At 40.0% G+C, this 20,518-nt stretch carries 17 protein-coding genes; 5 read left to right on the top strand and 12 right to left on the bottom strand.

The window, feature by feature from the left end:
- Positions 1–96 precede the first annotated feature (96 nt).
- From BMX83_RS01545 to gcvT, 6 genes are all read right to left on the bottom strand, one after another.
- A complete protein-coding gene (locus BMX83_RS01545; RefSeq protein WP_091632339.1) occupies positions 97–735 on the bottom strand; it encodes a carbonic anhydrase in 639 nt (212 codons plus the stop codon).
- A gap of 88 nt (positions 736–823) precedes the next feature.
- The gene (locus BMX83_RS10855; RefSeq protein WP_177170451.1) at positions 824–982 is read right to left on the bottom strand and encodes a hypothetical protein; all 159 of its coding nucleotides are present in this window, start codon (positions 980–982) and stop codon (positions 824–826) included.
- A 73-nt stretch (positions 983–1,055) separates the two neighbouring features.
- Entirely contained in the window at positions 1,056–2,531 is a 1,476-nt protein-coding gene (gene gcvPB / locus BMX83_RS01540) for an aminomethyl-transferring glycine dehydrogenase subunit GcvPB (RefSeq protein ID WP_091632336.1), read from the bottom strand.
- Positions 2,532–3,887, bottom strand: coding sequence for an aminomethyl-transferring glycine dehydrogenase subunit GcvPA (gcvPA, locus tag BMX83_RS01535; RefSeq protein ID WP_091632333.1), 1,356 nt, complete (start codon positions 3,885–3,887; stop codon positions 2,532–2,534). It lies immediately after the preceding gene.
- Positions 3,888–3,989: 102 nt separating this feature from the next.
- On the bottom strand, positions 3,990–4,376 hold the full coding sequence (gcvH, locus tag BMX83_RS01530; RefSeq protein WP_091632331.1) for a glycine cleavage system protein GcvH: 387 nt from the start codon (positions 4,374–4,376) through the stop codon (positions 3,990–3,992).
- Between the two features lie 24 nt (positions 4,377–4,400).
- Positions 4,401–5,576: a glycine cleavage system aminomethyltransferase GcvT gene (gcvT, locus tag BMX83_RS01525; RefSeq protein WP_245746609.1), complete on the bottom strand. Its 1,176-nt coding sequence runs from the start codon at positions 5,574–5,576 to the stop codon at positions 4,401–4,403.
- 205 nt (positions 5,577–5,781) lie between these two features.
- Between gcvT and BMX83_RS01520 the strand changes: the two genes are divergently transcribed.
- From BMX83_RS01520 to BMX83_RS01510, 3 genes are all read left to right on the top strand, one after another.
- Complete coding sequence (locus BMX83_RS01520; RefSeq protein ID WP_091632328.1) at positions 5,782–6,975, top strand: iron-containing alcohol dehydrogenase; 1,194 nt, start codon at positions 5,782–5,784, stop codon at positions 6,973–6,975.
- A 39-nt stretch (positions 6,976–7,014) separates the two neighbouring features.
- Positions 7,015–8,181, top strand: a complete 1,167-nt coding sequence (locus BMX83_RS01515; RefSeq protein WP_091632325.1) for a GerMN domain-containing protein — start codon at positions 7,015–7,017, stop codon at positions 8,179–8,181.
- 226 nt (positions 8,182–8,407) lie between these two features.
- Entirely contained in the window at positions 8,408–8,641 is a 234-nt protein-coding gene (locus BMX83_RS01510) for a hypothetical protein (protein WP_091632323.1), read from the top strand.
- 101 nt (positions 8,642–8,742) lie between these two features.
- Here BMX83_RS01510 and BMX83_RS01505 read toward each other — a convergent pair whose 3' ends face one another.
- Positions 8,743–9,651, bottom strand: coding sequence for a hypothetical protein (locus BMX83_RS01505; protein WP_091632320.1), 909 nt, complete (start codon positions 9,649–9,651; stop codon positions 8,743–8,745).
- A gap of 147 nt (positions 9,652–9,798) precedes the next feature.
- Complete coding sequence (gene pepV, locus BMX83_RS01500; protein ID WP_091632317.1) at positions 9,799–11,205, bottom strand: dipeptidase PepV; 1,407 nt, start codon at positions 11,203–11,205, stop codon at positions 9,799–9,801.
- A gap of 189 nt (positions 11,206–11,394) precedes the next feature.
- Between pepV and BMX83_RS01495 the strand changes: the two genes are divergently transcribed.
- Positions 11,395–12,240 carry an NAD(P)H-hydrate dehydratase gene (locus BMX83_RS01495; RefSeq protein ID WP_091632314.1) on the top strand — a complete coding sequence of 282 codons (846 nt, stop codon included), beginning with the start codon at positions 11,395–11,397 and terminating at the stop codon, positions 12,238–12,240.
- A gap of 120 nt (positions 12,241–12,360) precedes the next feature.
- The gene (locus BMX83_RS01490; RefSeq protein ID WP_091632311.1) at positions 12,361–12,624 is read left to right on the top strand and encodes a hypothetical protein; all 264 of its coding nucleotides are present in this window, start codon (positions 12,361–12,363) and stop codon (positions 12,622–12,624) included.
- 816 nt (positions 12,625–13,440) lie between these two features.
- On the opposite strand, the gene BMX83_RS01480 is transcribed toward BMX83_RS01490, so the two are convergent.
- From BMX83_RS01480 to leuS, 4 genes are all read right to left on the bottom strand, one after another.
- A complete protein-coding gene (locus BMX83_RS01480) occupies positions 13,441–14,169 on the bottom strand; it encodes a pseudouridine synthase (RefSeq protein ID WP_091632305.1) in 729 nt (242 codons plus the stop codon).
- 43 nt (positions 14,170–14,212) lie between these two features.
- Positions 14,213–15,877 (bottom strand): putative polysaccharide biosynthesis protein, encoded by a 1,665-nt coding sequence (locus tag BMX83_RS01475; RefSeq protein ID WP_091632542.1) that lies wholly within the window; start codon positions 15,875–15,877, stop codon positions 14,213–14,215.
- A 213-nt stretch (positions 15,878–16,090) separates the two neighbouring features.
- Positions 16,091–17,851, bottom strand: a complete 1,761-nt coding sequence (locus BMX83_RS01470; protein ID WP_091632303.1) for an ABC transporter ATP-binding protein — start codon at positions 17,849–17,851, stop codon at positions 16,091–16,093.
- Between the two features lie 136 nt (positions 17,852–17,987).
- Entirely contained in the window at positions 17,988–20,405 is a 2,418-nt protein-coding gene (gene leuS / locus BMX83_RS01465; protein ID WP_091632300.1) for a leucine--tRNA ligase, read from the bottom strand.
- Positions 20,406–20,518 lie beyond the last annotated feature (113 nt).

Below are 20,518 nucleotides of genomic sequence, written 5' to 3'. Positions count from 1 at the left end.
ATTTTATAAACATAAACTACTTTTATCTTTGTTATTTAGACCTTTATGTGACGAATGAACCGCTCTGTTTCTTTAGTGTATAGCGTTCTCTTCAACTTAAATAATGGGTCTAAAACTATCCGTTTTTTCGTTGTATCTTTCCACTTTGCCTGATCCAATATCAAATCGCCAACCCTGAATTTCGAGGTCCCCTGCTTCTATGCGTTTATTTATAAAGGAATATTCGCGTAAATGCACCAATTGTTTTAGTACATTCTGTTCTTCCATCATTCTTGCTTTTTCTGTATCAGTTTTATCAAAAGCCTCGCGTGTTACTTTTTCGCTTAACTCTTTTAAGGGCTCCAAGTACTGTTTTGTATAAGGCAAAGTACCTAACGTTTTTTCTCCAGATAATGCGGCTGCACACCCACCACAATTGGAATGTCCGCAAATAACAATCGTTTTGACGTTTAAAACCACTACGGCAAATTCTATAGCTGACATCGTTGTTGGGTCCATCTCATTTTTCTTCAGGGACGGAACTTTGTTAGCAATGTTTCTCAAAACAAAGAGCTCTCCAGGATCAGCATCCAAAATCACTTCCGGACTCACCCTTGAATCAGAACACCCAATATATAAAATATCTGGATTCTGTTGTGTTGCATGCTCTTTATATATCGCTTTAGACTTTTCATACTTACCTACTTGGAAAGTTTTTAAACCTCTTTGAATTTTACTTCTGACTTCCTCTTGCATCCAACACTCCTCTCACTCATAAACACGGATCCTTGCTTCTCTTTTTAAAAGTAGGACTGTGATTGTTTATTTCAACTTAATCCGTCACTTAGTTTTCATCATCTTCATTATCGTTTCTTTTGGACGTATACGCTTGATCGATTTTTTTACCCACCACAAAGAAAGTTAAAAATAACCCCGATACAAAAGCTGTGACACTTCCTAAAATAGATACGGCTGTGATAATCATCTTTTTTGTACGACTCATTGAATATAACCTCCCTGAACGTAATGTCATATCATTTGCTTGTTAAATACAACTGACTTTTTCTCTTACCTCTTTACTTTGCTTGTGTTCCCTTTTGATACCTCACGACCGGTTTCCTTGCGGCAGCAACTTCGTCCAATCGTTTAACGGCCTTCGTGTAGGGGGCCCCTGTGATCTGGTCTGGCTTTTCTTTTACATCGTTAACAATTTCAATTAAGGCGTCCGCAAAGGCATCAAGTGTCTCTTTGGATTCCGTTTCTGTTGGTTCAATCATCAGACACTCATCCACTATCAGTGGGAAATATACGGTTGGTGCATAAAAGCCATAGTCTAGTAAACGCTTGGCTATGTCAAGTGTTCTTACACCGAGCTTTTTATGACGTGTACCACTCAACACAAATTCATGCTTGCATAGTGATTTAAAGGGTGTATCAAAGTATGGCGACAAGCGTGCCTTCAAATAATTGGCATGTAAGACCGCATCTTCCGAGACTTGTTGGAGTCCTTTTGATCCCATTGAACGAATGTAGGCATATGCACGAACGTTCACGCCAAAATTACCGTAATACCCTTTGACCCGACCAATCGATTTCTCATGCTTATGAGATAAGGTATAGGACTGTTTTTCTTTTTTTATCCGTGGTGATGGCAAGTAATCAATCAGATAATCAACGACCCCAATTGGGCCAGACCCTGGTCCGCCACCGCCATGGGGTGTGCTGAACGTCTTGTGTAAGTTCAGGTGAACAACATCAAAGCCCATTTCTTTAGGTGTTGACTTGCCTAAAATAGCATTCGCATTGGCTCCGTCATAGTAGAGTAAGCCGCCTGCTTCATGAACAATGTTAGCAATTTCAACAATATCCACTTCAAACAAGCCAAGTGTATTCGGATTGGTAAGCATCAAACCTGCCGTGTCCGGACCAATGGCCTCTTTCAGCGCATCAACACTGACGCGTCCTTCTGCGTTGGATTTTATTTCAACAACATCAAAACCTGCTACGACAGCACTGGCTGGATTCGTTCCGTGAGCAGAATCGGGAACCAATATTTTACGACGTATGGCTCCTTCTCCTCGAGCTTCATGGTAGGCTTTGAAAATTAAAAGCCCCGCCCATTCACCTTGGGCACCCGCTGCTGGTTGAAGTGAAATAGCATCCATACCGGTTACTTCTTTTAAGCTTTCTTCCAAATGATACATCACTTCAAGTGCTCCTTGAGCTGTCTTCAATGGCTGTAGTGGATGGATATTTGAAAACCCACTATAGCGCGCAATGTCTTCATTGACCTTAGGATTATACTTCATCGTACAAGAACCTAATGGGTAGAAGCCTGTTTCCAGACCAAAATTCTTATTTGATAAGGCTGTATAATGACGCATGACCTGAAGTTCAGAAATCTCAGGTAAGTCAGCCGGGGTTTCTCTGTGTAAATGAGTAGGAAGAATGGCTTCAAGATCCACATTTGGGATAGATGATTCTGGAAGGCTGTAAGCCTTGCGTCCCTTTTTAGATAGTTCAAAAACTAAATCACTATAGGTTGTATGCATCTAATTCACCCCTTTTGTTAAAACATCAATCAATGTATCCATCTCTTCTTTGGTACGTTTTTCAGTAACGCATAAAAGCAGGGCATTTTCTATGCCGATATCCTTTGACACATCATAACCAGAGACGATATTCTCATTCAAAAGTTTGTCAGATAGTTTATCTAACGGTTCCTTGCATTGAACAACAAACTCATTGAAGACATTCTCCTCAGAAATAACGTCTAAGCCTTTTTCTTTTAATTTATTTTTAACGTAATGGGCATGATTTAGATTTTGTTGAGCCATTTCTGTCAGCCCAACTTTTCCCAAGGTAGACATAAATACAGAACTGGCCAGGGCTGTGAGTGCTTGGTTGGAACTCATATTAGAGGTTGCCTTGTCACGTCTTATATGCTGTTCCCGCGTTTGTAAAGTCATTACAAACCCACGCTTTCCTTCCTTATCCGTTGTTTGTCCGACAATACGTCCTGGTACTTTACGCATATACTTTTTCTTTACAGCAAAGTAACCACAATGCGGACCACCAAAGTTCATCGGAAGGCCTAAAGGCTGGGTGTCCCCTACAACAATATCTGCCCCAAGCTTTCCTGGTGCATTTAAAAGGGCCAGCGCCAGAGGATTGGCCATTACAATCAACAGTGTTTTCGTTGTCTCGCACAAGGATTTAATTGCTTTTAAATCTTCGATGGTCCCGTAGAAGTTCGGGTACTGGATAATAACAGCAGCCGTCTGCTCGTTTATACTTTGTTTTAAGTCGTCTAAATCAGTCATCGTCTTATCCAATTCTGTTTCCAAAACCTTGTATGCCATTCCATATGCATAGGTCTTTAAAACTTCCTTCGCCTGTGGATGAATCGCTTTGGAGTAAATGATTTCATTCCTTTTTGTCGCCCCCACTGCCAAATTGCATGCCTCACCTAATGACGTAAAACCATCATAGAGACTTGAGTTGGCAACATCCATTCCGGTCAATTCACATATCATCGACTGAAATTCGAAGAGTGCTTGGAGTTCACCTTGGCTAGCTTCTGGCTGATAGGGGGTATAAGCTGTCATAAATTCCGAGCGTAGCAAAACATGGTTAACCACACTTGGTATATAATGATCATAAGTCCCCGCTCCTAAAAAATAGGCATGAGAGTCTGTTGAGACGTTTAAATCAGCGTACCTTTTCATGTGCTTGGTCAACGCTTGCTCACTTAGCGCTTTTTTTAATTCAACCGTTTTATCTTCTGTTACCCGAATCGACTCTGGTATATCAGAAAACAAATCGTCTATGGACGATACACCAATCGCTTCTAGCATCTCGCTTCGGTCTTCTTCTGTTGTAGGTAAATACCGGTGTTGCTTATCCAAATCAACCACTCCTCATGTGACTTCTCACACTTTAATTTTTCATAATTATATTAAAAAGTAGAAAGAAAAGGGATTTAGACCTCGTCTTTCTACAACTCCTCTTTACAGCGTAGTCAGATAGTCCTGATATGCTTTTTCATCCAATAATTTTGAGGTATCGACAGTCTCTTTAAGCTGCAACTCAATGAGCCAGCCCTCTTCATAAGGTGAGTCGTTCATTTGTTCAGGTTCATCTTCTAGACTACTATTAACTTTTGAAATACTTCCTGCAACGGGGGCGAAGATTTCAGAGGTTGATTTCACGGATTCCACCGTAGAAAATTCATCTTCTTCAGATAACTCTGTATCCACTTCAGGCAATTCAACGAAAACGATGTCTCCCAATTGTTCGACAGCATATTCAGTGATCCCGATACGTACATAATCATCATTAATCTGTTCGATCCACTCATGTTCTTTTGTATAAAATAGTTTAGCTGTATCTGTCATTTTGCATTCTCCTTTTTTATTGAATTAATTTGATAAAACATTTTTCTTGGTTATTTTAGCATACACTTTATTTTTTCTGATTTGAATTTTCACTGTATCCCCTAGTTTGAGTCCAGCTTTTTTAATACGCATGAAGCCGATACTTTTTCCTAACGTTGGCGATTGGGTCCCAGACGTTACAACCCCAATTTCTTCGTCATTTTGGTTGAATACAGGGTAGCCCAAACGAGCAATGCCTCGCCCTTTTAATTCAAAGCCACGTAATAAATAAGTCGTTCCTGACTCTTTCTGTCTTTCCAGTGCTTCTTGTCCAATAAAGGGTTCTGGTTTATTCCATTTTACTGCAAACCTTAGTCCTGCTTCCAGTGGCGTCACTTCTTCGGACAAATCTTGCCCATAAAGAGGCATGCCCGCTTCAAGGCGTAAGGTGTTACGCGCACCCAGCCCACATTCTTTCAACTTGTGCGGTTCCCCTGCTTTTAGGAATGCTCTCCAGAGTGTTTCTGTCTGGTCCCATTTCACATAACACTCAAAGCCATCTTCCCCAGTATAACCTGTACGCGCAAGTAAAACGTCATCTAAGCCGTCAACATAAACGTGTTGTTTGAAATGATAATTATCGATATTCGAGGCTTCATTCCCAAAGACTTCTGATACAATGGTTTTTGCTTTAGGCCCTTGAACAGCTATTAAACCGATATCTTTTGATAAATCAGTCAGTTTGATTGATTCATCCTGATGTTTAAGTAGCCATTGCCATATTTTATCTGTATTAGACGCATTCGGTGTCAGTAAAAAATCTCTTTCCGTTAACTTGAAAATGAGAATATCATCTAAAATTCCACCAGATGGATTGGTAATCAAGGTATAGATAGCCTGATCAATAGCCATATTTCTTAAATCATTAGTAATCAATTTATTGAGCCAGGTCTCCACCTTTTCTCCTGAAACTTTGATTTGCCCCATGTGTGACACTTCAAACATACCTGCATCTTCACGAACTGCTTGATGCTCTTCACTTAATTTGGTGTATTTTATAGGCAACGCCCATGATCCAAAGTCAATTAATTTTACATTATTCTCTTTATAATACGAGTATAAAGGTGTGTGCTGTAACTCCGATTCTGTATTTGACAAAGTTATCCTCCCATACATATCTTCTGACAAACGCATGCTTCCTTCATTTAATCCGTCTATCATAGCCCCCTTATTTTAACACGATTAGAATACTTCTGAAACTGAAATATAATGACCTCCATGGGATAAATACGTTCTGATTCAGTAGGTAGGCGCTTTGTCCTTTAGCAATAACGCTTAGAATTTAACACCTAAATTTCTTGCATCTCTTTTAAGCCTTTTGATAAGTTATGCTATACTTGAATTACAATCAAAGGAGGACGAAAGTGTGGAAAAAGCAATGTTAGATTTTAACTATTATAATCCTGTGAACATTATATTTGGTAAGAATAAGATCAATGAATTACAAACCCTTATTCCTGATGGTAAGAAAGTATTGATTACTTATGGTGGCGGGAGTGTGAAGCGCTTTGGTACATTAGACCGAGTGAAAGAAGCCTTGCAACATCATATTGTTGGTGAATTTGGTGGCATTGAAGCCAATCCAACATTTGAGACTTGTATGGAGGCTGTGGAACAGTTTAAGGAGGGGCATTATGACTACCTTCTCGCTGTGGGCGGCGGTTCAGTTATTGATGGAACAAAATTTATAGCCGCAGCAATTAACTTTGACGGTGATCCAAAAGATATCTTTGCTCAAGGCGTTGGCAAGGGATTGCCAGTGAAATCAGCGGTTCCTTTTGGTACTGTTTTGACTCTGCCTGCAACTGGCTCAGAAATGAACGATGGAGCCGTCATAAACTTCAACAAGGAAAAAGCTAAAATCAGTTTTGGCTCTCCTTATGTCTTTCCAAAGTTTTCAATATTGGAACCTGAGCTGACTTACACCTTGCCCAAGCGTCAGTTAGCAAACGGCATAACCGATTCCTTTATTCATATTATCGAGCAATACTTGACCTATCCTGTGAATGGTAAGGTGCAAGATGAATTTGCCGAAGGTCTTTTACGTATTCTGATTACTATTGGCCCAGATGTGATTGATGAAGATAATCATGATTATGCCCTACGTGCGAATTACATGTGGACTGCAACCCTTGCTCTGAACCGTCTGCTTTCTAGAGGCGTACCGGGTGACTGGTCGACACACGCTTTGGGACATGAAATCACAACACTTAACCAAACGGATCATGCCCGCAGTCTTTCGGCAATTCTACCTGCTGTAATGGTCGTCCGTAAACTGAAAAAGTGGGATAAACTTGTTCAATATGCTGAAAATGTTTGGGGTATCACTGAAGGATCTGAAGAAGAAAAAATTGATACAGCTATTTTGAAAACCGTTGCCTTCTTGAAGTCGATTGATATGCCAACGAATCTTTCTGAAGTTGATGTTAAAGAAGAGGATATCGATACGCTTGTTAAGCAACTTGATATACACGGAAAAGAGGCTATTTCTGAACGCGGCGATCAAACGCTGGATGTTTCTCGCGAGATTTACCGTGTCGCTTTGGATTTAAACTTTTAACTCTCACTGTTCATGACTAATTGAAAGGTGTGATTTTTAATGAAGCATTTCAAAATGAGACGGCTGCTCTCCTCTTTCTTGGTTACAACTTTATTTCTAAGTGGCTGCGGTTTGTTTGGAGAGTCTGATACAGAAACGGATTCTGAAAATGCTGTGAACTCAGATGAAAACCTGTCTGACGAAAGTGGATCAGATGAGCCTTCAGATGAAGCAACTGATGAAGAGAATTCTGAAGATGATGAAGCTGAAATAGACCAAGACTTAACAGTTTGGTTCCCGAAATTGGAGAATACTTTATTGGATTACAAAGGTGACGGCAATGAGTTTGCCCCCTTTACCCGTTATCCACAATTTGTTAAAGAGGATTCCTTACAGATGGTGGAATCGACAGCTGGAACAGATGTCGTCACCGTTTACAACTACTCTGATGATGAGATTAAAGAAAGCTTTGTTCGAGCTGAAACCTATTTTCGGGAGGACTTTGTTGATACGGGCTTAGAAAGTGAGCAAGGTAATTTTCAAATTATCCTTCAAAAACCTTTGGAATTAGGCCATTCTTGGGAGAGTCCAGACGGATCGACTTCAGAAATTACGGATGTTTCTGTGAATAAAGATCTTCCTTTGGGTAGTATAGAAGCTATCGAGGTCACTCGACAGTATGAAAATAATAGTGAAACCATTGACTACTATGGTAAAGATATCGGATTGATTGAACAAATTTTCAAATCTGATGACGACACGATCACTGTTACATCAACGCTTAGCACACAAGCTGCGGATACACCAGAAGCTTTTCCTATAACGGTCTATAGTATTGACGACCAGGCGTTGGGACTAGACAAATCGACAGTGACTATGGAACTTGAGACTAATGAACCGGCTCGATTAGCTATGGCTGAGATTCTCAAAGGACAAACACCTGATACTGAAGAATCCCAAATTCTAAAAGAAAGTACGGAAATCAATTTCATGTATTTGCGCCAAGATGGTGTGGTCCATGTTGACTTTTCTACTGATTTGTCTGCGATGAATGCTGGTTCTGGCATAGAGGCAATGACTCTTCAAGGGATTGTCAATACTATTGGTGATTATTACCATGTTGATGAGGTTCTTTTGACGCTAGATAATGAACCGTATGAATCGGGGCACATCCTTCTGAATGAAGGCGAAACCTGGCCTGTTGATTACGGGAATGTTAATCAATAATTAAGTGAAACCGATGCTCTCTTGCTTACGATAGGACGGCATCGGTTTTTATTTTGATTTTTTTGGGGGGGGGGAGCTTTGGGCCGCCAAAGCTTTCATTTTATTCTCAAAAGTGCTCACTCAAACGGTTGACGCCGCTGAGTGCGACAGTTTATTCTCAAAAGTGCTCACTCAAATGGTTGGCGCTACTGAGCACGACATCTCATTCTAAAAAGTGCATACTCAAATGGTTGGCGCTACTGAGTGCGACATTTTGCTCCTAAAAGTGCTCACTCAAAATGTTGGCGCCGCTGAGCACGACATTTCGTTCTCAAAAGTGCTCACTCAAACGGTTGGCGCTGCTGAGCACGACATTTTGCTCCTAAAAGTGCTCACTCAAACGGTTGGCGCTGCTGAGCACGACATCTCGTTCTCAAAAGTGCTCACTCAAGCGGTTGACTCTGCTGAGCACGACATTTAAAGGCCCCTTTTCACTTTTCCTTTCAATAATGAAAAAGCTAGCGCAAGGCTAGCTTTACATAATCGATATATTGATTCAATTTAACTAATTCTCTACATAGCTTATTGATCGGCTTTTTCTTTTTCTTTCTTTTCACCTTTAGATGGTTTATCAGAGTCTTCCTTGTTCTCTTTGTCATTCTTTGAATCTTCTTCAGTTACTTTATCGTCTTCTGTTTCGTTTGGATCTGGAGTTTCTGACTCTTCAGGTGGCGTCGGCTTTTCTTCATCTTCAGTGTCAGACGGCTTCGTCGGTTCTTTATCTTCATCTGCTGTGTCATCTGTTTCATCTTCAATCGTTGGTTCATCAGGTTCATCATCTTTACCAGGTTTTTCACTCACATCATTATTTTCGTCAGAACTTGTACTGCTATCCTTATCTCCGTCCCCATTAGAAGTGTCGTCAGTGTCAGTACTTCCACTTGTATCACCGGGTTTCTTAACAGGTTTTTGAGAAGGTTTACTTCCAGCTGAGCTTGACCCTTTATTACTTGAATTATTTGAATTGCTTGAATTTCCACTGTTACTAGAATTTGATTTATTGGACTGATTATTCTTTTTAGGTGGTGTCCAACTAGAGTCAGAAGCTTGCTCGATTTCATTCTCTTCAGTCTCTTTTTCCTCTAGTACCTCAGTCTCCTCTTCGCTTTCTTCTACTATTTCTTCATCTTTTTCAGAAATCTCATCCTCTTCTGTGTTTTCGTTTTCTTCTTCATCCGAGGTTGTTTCTTGGGATGATTTTTTCAACTCATCAAGCCATTTTTCATCCGTTTCTTCACTACTTCCATCCGCTTCTACTGCATCAGCCGCTTTAAACTTTTGACTTGATACCGGGTCTTGTGTTTTTCCGATACCGACGGTAATGATGATAAACAAGAGAAGCGTGAGTCCAACTATCATACTTGCTGCTGCTTTATTTTCTTTAATAAATAAACCTAAGGAGCGAAAACTATCAGATATTATTTTTTTCATATATGGTCTCCTTTTGACCTGTTTTAATTAAGTATAACATAGTTAATCGTGCGAAAGACTCATTTTTTAAAAATATATATATTTTTATGTAAAAAACATCTCCTTCACTATTAAAAAAGTAAAGGAGATGTCATTATTTCTTTCGGATTATTTAATTAGTTCATAAATTGCTTCAGCGTAAATTGCCATTGCGTTCATTAAATCGTCCACAGCCATAAATTCATTAGCCTGGTGCATCGTGTCAACGCTATTCGGGAACATCGCACCATATGCAACACCGCGTTTCATCAAGCGACCGTACGTGCCGCCGCCGATAACCATTTCATGTGCATCCAAGCCTGTCTGTCTACCATACACATCTAGAAGTGTTGTCACGAGTGGGTCATTGGCTGGTACATAGTGTGGTACTTTGCCGTCAGCTTTAGATAAAGTCACTTCATAGTCAGAAAGTTTCTCTTTAAATGACTCAAACAATTTATCTTCTGTTGTTCCTTGTGGGTAACGCATGTTCACAGTGATTTTTCCGCCTTCGTTAGCTCTGAAAGCAAAGACGCCAGGATTTGAAGTAAGCTCACCCATGATTTCATCTGTGATAGCGATGTTTAGTTTTTCACCTTTTGGATCATCATGTAGATAAAGAGTTGTCAATTCAAGAAAATCTTTGGCATTTTTTGAAAAATCGAAGTCTGACAAGTAACGAGCAAGATAAGTTGCTGCGTTCACACCACTTGCAGGTTTACTTCCATGAGCAGCTTTACCTGTAACCTCAAGTGTTACCTGGTCACCTTCTACAGCCGCTACACCTGTGACAGGTAGGCCATCCAAGAAGTCTGCTAGGCCGGCTTGTACCGCTTCTGCATTTTTACTTTTAACAACAGCAACAGCATCTTGAGGAACCATATTTGGACGTAGGCCTGATTCGAACTGAATTAATTCCTCTGATCCGCCATCTACTGCGCCTTTTGTTTCAATATATACTGTTGCGTTTCCTTTTTCACCGTTTATGATTGGGAAAGTGGCATCAGGAGAAAAACCAAAGTCAGGTTCTTGTTCCGTTTCGAGATAATGTTTGATTCCTTTCCATTCACTTTCTTCATCTGTACCGATGATGAAACGTACTTTTTTGGAAACAGGTAAATCGAGTTCTTTAATCATTTTAAGTGCATAGTATGCGGCAACGCCAGGTCCTTTATCATCACTTGAACCACGGGCATACAAACGACCGTCTTTAATAACCGGTTCGAATGGATCCGTGTCCCAGCCAGTACCTGTTGGAACCACGTCAACGTGAGCTAAAACGCCCATCAGCTCGTCGCCGTCACCGTATTCAATGTGCCCAGCCCAGCTATCCACATTTTTCGTTTCAAAGCCGTCACGTTCTCCTAATTCAAGAAAAGCTTCTAGTGCTTCTTTAGGGCCTGGTCCTACTGGCGCTTCAGCAGTTGCTTTCTCGTCATCACGCACGGAATCAATTTTCAGTAAGTTAAATAAATCTTCTAGAAATAAATCTTTACGTTTCGCTGCTTCTGCTTTCCAATCAATATTTTGTGTCATTCTATCTTCCTCCTTAAATGAGTAACTCATTTTACTCTCTTTAACCATTTTATCATTAATCTAGAAAAACTCCAATTATTGTGACGTTATTTTGTCAGAAGTCTTTTCGATGGTTTACACGTGATTCCTTTAGTAAGAAGTATTACACTTAAGGTAACCAAAACGGATATTTTTTAGGAGGATTATATTATGGATAGAATTACGAAGGAAAAAGTCAGAACGTTTATGCCCACGAGAAATCCTAATAGTTATAAGGGTTCATATGGAAGTGTGCTATTAGTTGGTGGTAATGAAAATATGGGCGGAGCCATCATTCTTGCTGCTTCTGCGGCTGTTTACAGCGGAGCCGGACTTGTCACAGTCGCTACGCACCCATCCAACAAATCAGCTTTGCATGCACGTCTGCCTGAAGCCATGTTTGTAGATATGACGGACACGAACGCCTTAAAGCAACATGTTGAACCTGTGGATATCATCGTACTTGGCCCCGGACTTGGTCGCGGAGAGATATCAAAAAATGTATTACAAACTGTTTATCAAAGTGTCTCTTCTCATCAAACGCTTCTCGTTGATGGCGATGGCATTTATCTCCATGTCAATGAGGAAGTTCCTGAACCCTCTGCCACGCTCATTCTGACACCTCACTTGGGGGAATGGCGAACGCTTACTGGCTTATCTCCAGATGATCAGTACGATAATGTTAATATGGATCATGCTAAAAAATTGAATGCCATTGTTGTACTTAAGAAATCTCGTACAGAAATTTATTGTGATGAAGAAACATGGGAAAACACGACTGGCAATCCATCAATGTCTACTGGTGGAATGGGTGATGCTCTAGCTGGCATGATTGGTGGTTTCGTACCTCAATTCGATACAATCAAAGAAGGTGTCCTTTCAGCTGTTTACCTGCACAGTTATATTGCGGATGATTTGAGCCTGACTCAGTATGTTACCTTGCCGACAAAAATCATTGAACAAATACCAACTGTCATGAAAGAGTTCACGAAAGATCAAAATAGACGTTGGATCTAATCGGTCTCTTCTAGGAAATAAATATTTTTTGCTTAGTGTTCATACTATTTTCGATTGCGATTCATTTATATTAACGCTACACTTGTTAAGTGACTAACTTACAACAAAGGATGATATTAAATGAATAAGAAATTGCTTTGGATTAGTGTATGGACATTTCTTCTTGGTTTCTTGCTAATGTATTTGAATTTCCAGTTACTCTATTTCTTAGGGATTGCTTCCATGTTTGTATTTACGCTTTGGCAGATACCTAAAGCCAGCGGTGAATATTCAGATGAAGAGTATGCTTATGAAAAAAAGAAAACGATTTGGACACTTAGTATCGCGGCTGCTTACATCACTGCCGGCTTTCTCGCTCTTTCTCTAAATACTTTTGTCTTGTAAAAACGCCAAGAGAACAGCTTAATAATGCGATGAATCGTTTAGATGTCGCGCTCAGCGGCACCAACCGCTTGAGTGTGCACTTTCAAGAACGAAATGTCGTGCTCAGTAGTACCAATCGCTTGAGTATGCACTTTTAGGAGCAAAATGTCGTACTCAGTAGCGCCAACATTTTGAGTATGCACTTTTGAGAGTAAGATGTCGTACTCAGCAGCGCCTACCGCTTGAGTGTGCACTTTTCAGAATAAAATGTCGCACTCAGTAGCGCCAACGAACTGAGTGTGCACTTTTCAGAATAAAATGTCGTACTCAGTAGCGCCAACGAACTGAGTGTGCACTTTTCAGAATAAAATGTCGTACTCAGTAACGCCAACCATTTGAGTGTGCACTTTTGAGAGCAAAATGTCGTGCTCAGCAGCGCCAACCATTTGAGTATGCACTTTTGAGAATAAAATGTCGTGCTCAGCAGCGCCAACCATTTGAGTGAACACTTTTGAGATCAAAATGTCGTGCTCAGCGGCGCCTACCGTTTGAGTTTGCACTTTTAGGAGCAAAATGTCGTACTCAGTAGCGCCAACTGCTTGAGTGTGCACTTTTCAGAATAAAATGTCCCACTCAGCAGCGCCAACCATTTGAGTGAACACTTTTGAGATCAAAATGTCGCACTCAGTAACGCCAACTGCTTGAGTGAGCACCTCTTTAACTGCGATTCACTCGTCTTTCGTCTTGAAATTTTTTTATCCAAAAAAAGACATGAATCAGTCACGTTGAGTCTCTCGAACCATTAAATGAGAGCTTCTGACTGTTCATGTCTTTTCCTTATTTATTATTTAGTAAATCGATTTCTTCCTTGGACAACGGACGATAGGCACCCAATTCGAGTTTTGGATCTAGTTCCAAATCTCCCATCGAAAGACGTTTCAAGTAAATGACTTCTTTACCTACTGCCCTTACCATACGCTTCACTTGGTGAAATTTTCCTTCTTGAATAATGACTTCTACCTTTGATGTTTTGGCTGATTTATCTGTTTTTAGAACAACCAATTCAGCTGGCATCGTTACAAACTCTTCATGCTCGTCGACTAGGGTGATTCCTTCTTTGAACGTCTGAATATCGTCCTCTGTCACCACTCCCTCGACTTCTGCAAAATATTTTTTATTAACATGATGTTTAGGCGAAAGAAGACGGTGGGTTAATTTTCCATCATTCGTTAAAACGAGCAGGCCTTCAGTATCAATATCTAGCCGGCCTACCGGATGCGGTTCTTGTAAACTGTCTTGTGGCTCCAATAAATCTAGAACGGTTTCGTGAACGTGATCTTCTGTTGCGCTAATAACGCCTTGAGGTTTGTTCAGCATAAAGTAAACAAACTCTTGATAATCAATGCTTTCTCCTCCAACTTTGATTGAATCTGTCTCGGGATCAACATGTGTTTTAGGATTAACGATTACTTCGTCGTTCACCTCAACAATTTTTTTCTTCAATAATTTCTTTACTTCTTTCCTAGTACCTAAACCGCTATGGGCAAGTAATTTATCTAAACGCATATGCGCTCCTTTCTTAGTCTTTCTTGGTCTTTTCAATACTTTATTAATTCATTTTCAATTTACGACGGACACTGGCGGCTTTTGCTCCGACTAGTCTATCTGCTAGGCGTGTTTTAAGGGCTAATGAGCCAAAGATGACAATGCCGATCGTTGCAATAGCAATTAAAGCAAGAAGTGAATCGAAGCGACTATTGTAATCAATGAAGAAGCCTAATCCAAATTTAACCAACCACGTTCCCACTCCCATTACTAGAGAAATCAAAAATATTAGTAAAGAGCGTCTGAAAAGGCGTGTGGCGGAATAATGAGTGTTTCTATGCATGATAACGAGCATCATACTGCAGCTTACAAGGAAGCCGAGTATCGCTGAAAGGAGCATGCCATAAGGGCCAACTAGCCAAACAAATAACACTTGACTGATTACTTTAACTAATAAGCCTGTTAAGAGAGCTCTGATTGCTGGTCGCGTTAAGTTTGAAGCTTGCAATATATTTCCTAAAACGGCATACAGGGCAACAAAGATACTCATAACTGCAGAAACCTGTGTGATACTTGTGCCTAGATTGCTATGTCCATAGAAAATAGCGTATAAAGGTTCCGCAACCACGATCATGCCGATTGCTGCTGGGAACATTGCAAAGAGTAAAAGTTGTACGGCTTTTGAAAATTGCCTTCTTACTTCATTCATATTATTTTTCGCTATCAAATCACTGATTAAAGGTACGGAGGCGATAGATAGGGCTGTTCCAAATGAGGTCAACACCATAATGAGTTTATGTGCATTCCCCTGTGTAACGCCATAAGTTTCTTCAATCATCTCAGGACTCATATCAGAAAACTGGCGCATCAATGGACTGTACGTTAGTTGGTCGACCATCTGAAAAACAAGGATACCTGTTGCAATAATAACAAATGGAATGGATGTTTTTATGATGTTTATAATTAACTGTCTAGGCGAAACGGATACATTTCCCACACTCTGTTCTGGTTGGTAGTCCAGGGCTGTCTTCATATGTCTAATCTTATAAGCCAAATACCCGAGTGAGAATATGGCACCTATAAATGCAGCAAAGGTAGAGTAAGCGACAGCTGTAACCACTTCACCACCTAATACTTGCCTAATTAAATATGCCGAGCTTAATAGAAAGAGTATACGCATCAGCTGTTCCAGTATTTGTGAGACTGCGGAAGGTACCATATTATTATGGCCTTGGATAAATCCGCGTGTCACACTTTGCGCTGGAATAATAAGTAAGGCAGGTGTTAGAGATCTCATAACAATCACTGCTTCGTTCGTATTTGCTGAAGGACTTGACTGAGCAATTAAAGGGGCAATAAAGAACATGACAACGGCAGATAAAACCCCCGTAAAGGCCATGATTTTAAGACTCTGTTTATAAATACCTTTGGAGACCTCATATTCACCAAGTGCATTGTAATAGCTCACTTGCTTACTTATAGCTGAAGGAACCCCGGCTGTTGCGAGCGCTAGAAAGAAACCATAAGGCGTATAACCCACTTGGAAAAGTGCCATAGCCGCATTTCCCGGCTCCTGCCCTCCCATCCAAGCAAACCAAGGGATAACATATAAGGCTCCCATGATTTTAGATATCATACTGCCAGCAGTCATCCAAGCCGCACCACTGACCATTTTACTGTCGTGTGACTCTTCATTATTTTTTATATTTTCATTTGAATCATTATTCATTTTTATGAACCCTACTTTCACCATTTCCACTTTACACAACCAAAAGTCATTTTGAATTATGTATGATTTTAAAAAGCTTTCATCTATTCAGAAAAAAAGGAGCAAACTGCTCCTTTTATCTAAATTCTATTTTACTGTTTTAATGTCAGCGGTGCAATCATTTAAGAAAAAGATTCATGAAAGCTTCTATAATTATTATTCCAAGAGTTATTCTCAATCTTTGGATAGCTGCTGGTTGGCAAACAACTGATAAAGTGTATGTTTTTCGTATAATTCTTCGTGGCTCCCCATTCCGGTCAATTGTCCTTCTTCAATAAACAGAATCTTATCGGCATCCACTATCGTACTCAATCGATGAGCAATGACAAAGGTTGTTCGTCCTTTCATCAATTTATTTAAAGCCTGTGAGACGATTTTCTCAGACTGACTATCCAGGCTGGCTGTTGCTTCATCCATCATCAGTATTTTGGGATCTCTTAGAAACGCACGGGCAATATTAATGCGCTGACGTTGGCCTCCGGAGAGCTTCGCCCCACGTTCACCGATTTCTTCTTCAAGTTTACTAGGTAATTGTTCGATAAATGTTTTGACGTAGGCCATTTCAAGAACTTCCCAAAGTCGCTCTTCTGCGGGTTGTTCTGTGTCAGGGAGTCCGTAACAAAGATTTTCTTTAATTGTTCCAGACATCATCGCATTTTCCTGAGACACATAGCCTATTTGACTGCGCCAAGATTGCAAGCTAATTTCATTAATAGGTGTATCTCCAACATAAATCCTACCACTATCTGGTGTGTAAAATTGTTCAAGTAAGGCAAAGAGTGTTGATTTCCCACCGCCGCTGGGTCCAGCGAAAGCAATTTTTTCACCCGGATGTGATATAAAAGAAATCTGCTTGATGACCTCTTTATTTTCTTGATAAGAAAAGCTGACATTTTCGAATTTTATCGGCAAATTATCGATGCTGACACTTTTCCCCTCTCGCTTCTCTTCTTCCTTCTCATCTAAAATTTGAGTAATCCGCTCAGTTGCTCCAGCTGCCTTTTGTATCTGCATAAAGAAATTCATAAAGGTTGTAATCGGGAAGATAATCTGGAATAAATATAGTAAGAAGGCTACAAGCTCCCCTGTCGTTATATCTCCTCGGGCTACTCTGACGCCTCCATATCCGATGACGAACACCATCACTCCCATCATTAATGTATAAATTAATGGCCCAATAATAGCAATGTACTTGCCTTCTTTTAGTCCAATACGATAGAGTTTATTGATGTTTCGTTCCCCTTTTTCTTTTTCAGCTGACTCAGCAGTAGAAGATTTCATTAAACGAATTTCTGCGACTGTCTGCTGTACTTTCCCAGAAAACTGTGCTGTCTCATCCTGCATTTCACGCGACACTTTTGCCATGCGCTTGCCTAGTGGACGAGTAAGTGCCAGAGCTAATGGGACAGCAGTCAACATGACCAAGGTCATTTGCCAATCCATGATAATTAAAATAAAGAAGACTCCTGTTATAGATAAAACACCACTAATAAATTGTGGAAAGAAAGAAGATATCAGGTTTTGAACAATTGATGTGTCGTTCGTTAACCGACTTACGATTTCTCCCGACGCATACCGATCAAAAAAGGAAACGGGTAACTTAATAATTTTATTCCAAAGAAAATCTCTCAGTCCGGCCACAACATGCTGTCCAATTTTATATAAAATATAATTGGAAAAGCCACTGAATAAGACTTGGAGAATAAAAATGCCAACAATACTCGCAATCATCCAAGGTGTAAAAAAATCAAGTTCGATTCCATCGATAAATTGTTGTGTCGCTAAAGGAATTAAGAGTTGTGTAAGTGTGGTGATGATACTGCCAGTCAATCCGATAGCAATTAAACTCTTGGATATATTGGTTGACCACAATAATTGGGTAAATTTTTTCAGATCGTGTTTTGTTGGCGTTTTGAGCTCTGGTTTCTTGTCCATCTGCTTTGCTCCATTCCTTTTATGATACTACTATATCATTTCACTATAAGTTTAACTTATTGCTTATACGTTCACCATATAAACTGAAAAGGAACCAGCCAAAGCTGATCCCTTTTCCTCTCTTTTATTATAACATTTAATTGGCTACGATATTTACTAATTTACCAGGAACAACAATCACTTTACGTACTGTTTTCCCTTCAAGTAATTCTATTATTCGTTCGTCTTCCATTGCTTTTGCTTCCAGTTCATCTTTTGTAATCGAACGAGATACTAAAGCTTTCTTACGGACTTTGCCGTTAATCTGGAATACAACGGTTACCTCATCTTTAACCAATTTATTTTCATCAAACTCAGGCCAAGGCTCGTAACTAATACTCTCATTTGCCCCCGTTACTTTCGACCACAACTCTTCACCAAGGTGCGGTGCGATAGGAGCCAATAGCTGAACGAAGCCTTTAACATATTCAACTGGTAATGTTTTTGCCTTGTAGGCTGCGTTAACAAAAACCATTAATTGTGAAATAGCTGTATTGAAATGCAGCTGTTCATAATCTTCTGTTACTTTTTTAACTGTCTGATGGTAAACAACTTCAAGACTTGCATCATTATGTGTTGTAATACGATCTCTTAATTGGTCATCTTCATCAACAAATAAACGCCAAACACGGTCAAGGAAGCGTCGTGAGCCTTCAAGTCCTTCTTCACTCCAGGCAATAGCTGCGTCTAGAGGTCCCATAAACATTTCGTAAAGTCTGAGGGTATCCGCACCATATTTATTCACAACGTCATCAGGGTTAACAACATTTCCTTTTGATTTAGACATCTTTTCATTGTTTTCGCCTAAAATCATCCCTTGATTATACAACTTTTGGAAAGGTTCTTTTGTTGGAACCAACTCTAAATCATACAGGAATTTATGCCAGAAACGCGCGTACAAGAGGTGAAGAACCGCGTGTTCAGCTCCCCCAATATACAAATCAACAGGTAGCCATTTTTTAAGCAACTCAGGATCAGCAAGCATATCTTTATTATGAGGATCGATAAAGCGTAGGAAATACCATGAACTTCCTGCCCATTGTGGCATAGTATTTGTATCACGCCTACCTTTCATACCTGTTTCTTCATCCACAACATTAACCCAGTCAGTAATATTAGCAAGCGGTGATTCACCCGTGCCGGATGGTTTGATTTCTGTCGTTTTTGGAAGGATAACGGGCAAGTCCTCTTCTTTAACTGTTGTTGTTGAGCCGTCTTCCCAATGAATGACAGGTATAGGTTCACCCCAATAACGCTGTCTTGCAAATAACCAGTCTCTTAGGCGGTATGTTATTTTATGCTCACCACATTTATTGTCTTCAAGGTATTCAATCATTACTTTGTTTGCTTCTTCTAATTCCATTCCATTGATGAAGTCAGAGTTGATATGTTTTCCATCGCCAGAATACGCTTCTTTTTCAGTGTCGCCACCTTCGATTACTGGACGTATTGGAAGGTTATATTTTTGCGCAAATTCATAGTCACGTTGGTCGTGTGCCGGAACAGCCATGATTGCACCTGTTCCATAAGTGGATAGAACATAATCAGCTATATATATGGGCATTGCTTCCTCAGTCACCGGATTAATCGCATAGGCACCAGTGAAAACGCCCGTCTTATTTTTGTTTAAATCCGTACGTTCAAGGTCAGATTTTTTATCCGCCTCTTTACGGTATAAGTCAATCGCTTCTTTCTGCTCCGATGTGGTAATTTTATCCACAAGTTCAGATTCTGGTGCTAAAACAGCGTAAGTTGCTCCAAAAATCGTATCCGGTCGCGTTGTAAAGACGTTGAATGATTCTGTTGATCCTTTAACGTCAAAAGTTATTTCAGCACCTTCAGATTTCCCAATCCAATTACGTTGCATGTCTTTAATATGTTCAGGCCAGTCTACGTCTTCTAAATCTTCTAACAAGCGATCAGCATAAGCGGTTATTTTAAGCATCCACTGCTTCATAGGTTTACGGTAGACAGGGTGATCCCCACGTTCTGATTTCCCATCAATCACTTCTTCATTCGCTAAGACCGTTCCTAAAGCGGGGCACCAATTAACAGGGACTTCTGCCTGATAAGCCAAATCATGCTCCACCAGTTTAGTAAATATCCACTGTGTCCATTTATAATATTCGGGATCTGTCGTATTAATTTCTCTTTCCCAATCATAACTAAACCCAAGAGAATTGATTTGACGTTTAAAGGTCTGTATATTTTTTTCAGTGAACTCAGCTGGATCATTCCCTGTATCCAAAGCATATTGTTCTGCCGGTAAGCCGAATGCATCCCACCCCATTGGATGTAGTACATTGAACCCTTGGCTGCGTTTCATACGTGATATAATATCTGTCGCAGTATAGCCCTCTGGATGACCTACATGAAGTCCCTGTCCAGATGGGTAAGGAAACATATCTAGTGCATAAAAGTTTTCTTTTTGTTCATCTTCTGAAAGTTTAAACGTGTGATTATCCTTCCAAAATTCTTGCCATTTCGGTTCTATTTCACGATGCTTAAAAGCCATTATCTTCTCTCCTCGTTAATTATCATTACTAGTAAATCCAATTACTTCTCTTTCTAGATAAATAAAAAAGCCTTATGAACAGTTTAGTAAATCTGATCATAGGGCGTTATAGT

The sequence above is a fragment of the Alkalibacterium gilvum genome (assembly GCF_900109085.1).
GTDB classification, from domain to species: domain Bacteria; phylum Bacillota; class Bacilli; order Lactobacillales; family Carnobacteriaceae_A; genus Alkalibacterium; species Alkalibacterium gilvum.
The sequence above is the reverse complement of the archived record's forward strand: the minus strand, read 5'-3'. Positions and strand labels throughout refer to the sequence as shown.

Coding starts and splice junctions, on each gene's coding strand:
- BMX83_RS01545 (WP_091632339.1), bottom strand. CDS start 735: ATGCAAGAGGAAGTCAGAAGTAAAATTCAAAGAGGTTTAAAAACTTTC.
- BMX83_RS10855 (WP_177170451.1), bottom strand. CDS start 982: ATGAGTCGTACAAAAAAGATGATTATCACAGCCGTATCTATTTTAGGA.
- gcvPB (WP_091632336.1), bottom strand. CDS start 2,531: ATGCATACAACCTATAGTGATTTAGTTTTTGAACTATCTAAAAAGGGA.
- gcvH (WP_091632331.1), bottom strand. CDS start 4,376: ATGACAGATACAGCTAAACTATTTTATACAAAAGAACATGAGTGGATC.
- gcvT (WP_245746609.1), bottom strand. CDS start 5,576: ATGATAGACGGATTAAATGAAGGAAGCATGCGTTTGTCAGAAGATATG.
- BMX83_RS01515 (WP_091632325.1), top strand. CDS start 7,015: ATGAAGCATTTCAAAATGAGACGGCTGCTCTCCTCTTTCTTGGTTACA.
- BMX83_RS01510 (WP_091632323.1), top strand. CDS start 8,408: ATGGTTGGCGCTACTGAGTGCGACATTTTGCTCCTAAAAGTGCTCACT.
- BMX83_RS01505 (WP_091632320.1), bottom strand. CDS start 9,651: ATGAAAAAAATAATATCTGATAGTTTTCGCTCCTTAGGTTTATTTATT.
- pepV (WP_091632317.1), bottom strand. CDS start 11,205: ATGACACAAAATATTGATTGGAAAGCAGAAGCAGCGAAACGTAAAGAT.
- BMX83_RS01495 (WP_091632314.1), top strand. CDS start 11,395: ATGGATAGAATTACGAAGGAAAAAGTCAGAACGTTTATGCCCACGAGA.
- BMX83_RS01490 (WP_091632311.1), top strand. CDS start 12,361: ATGAATAAGAAATTGCTTTGGATTAGTGTATGGACATTTCTTCTTGGT.
- BMX83_RS01480 (WP_091632305.1), bottom strand. CDS start 14,169: ATGCGTTTAGATAAATTACTTGCCCATAGCGGTTTAGGTACTAGGAAA.
- BMX83_RS01475 (WP_091632542.1), bottom strand. CDS start 15,877: ATGAATAATGATTCAAATGAAAATATAAAAAATAATGAAGAGTCACAC.
- BMX83_RS01470 (WP_091632303.1), bottom strand. CDS start 17,851: ATGGACAAGAAACCAGAGCTCAAAACGCCAACAAAACACGATCTGAAA.
- leuS (WP_091632300.1), bottom strand. CDS start 20,405: ATGGCTTTTAAGCATCGTGAAATAGAACCGAAATGGCAAGAATTTTGG.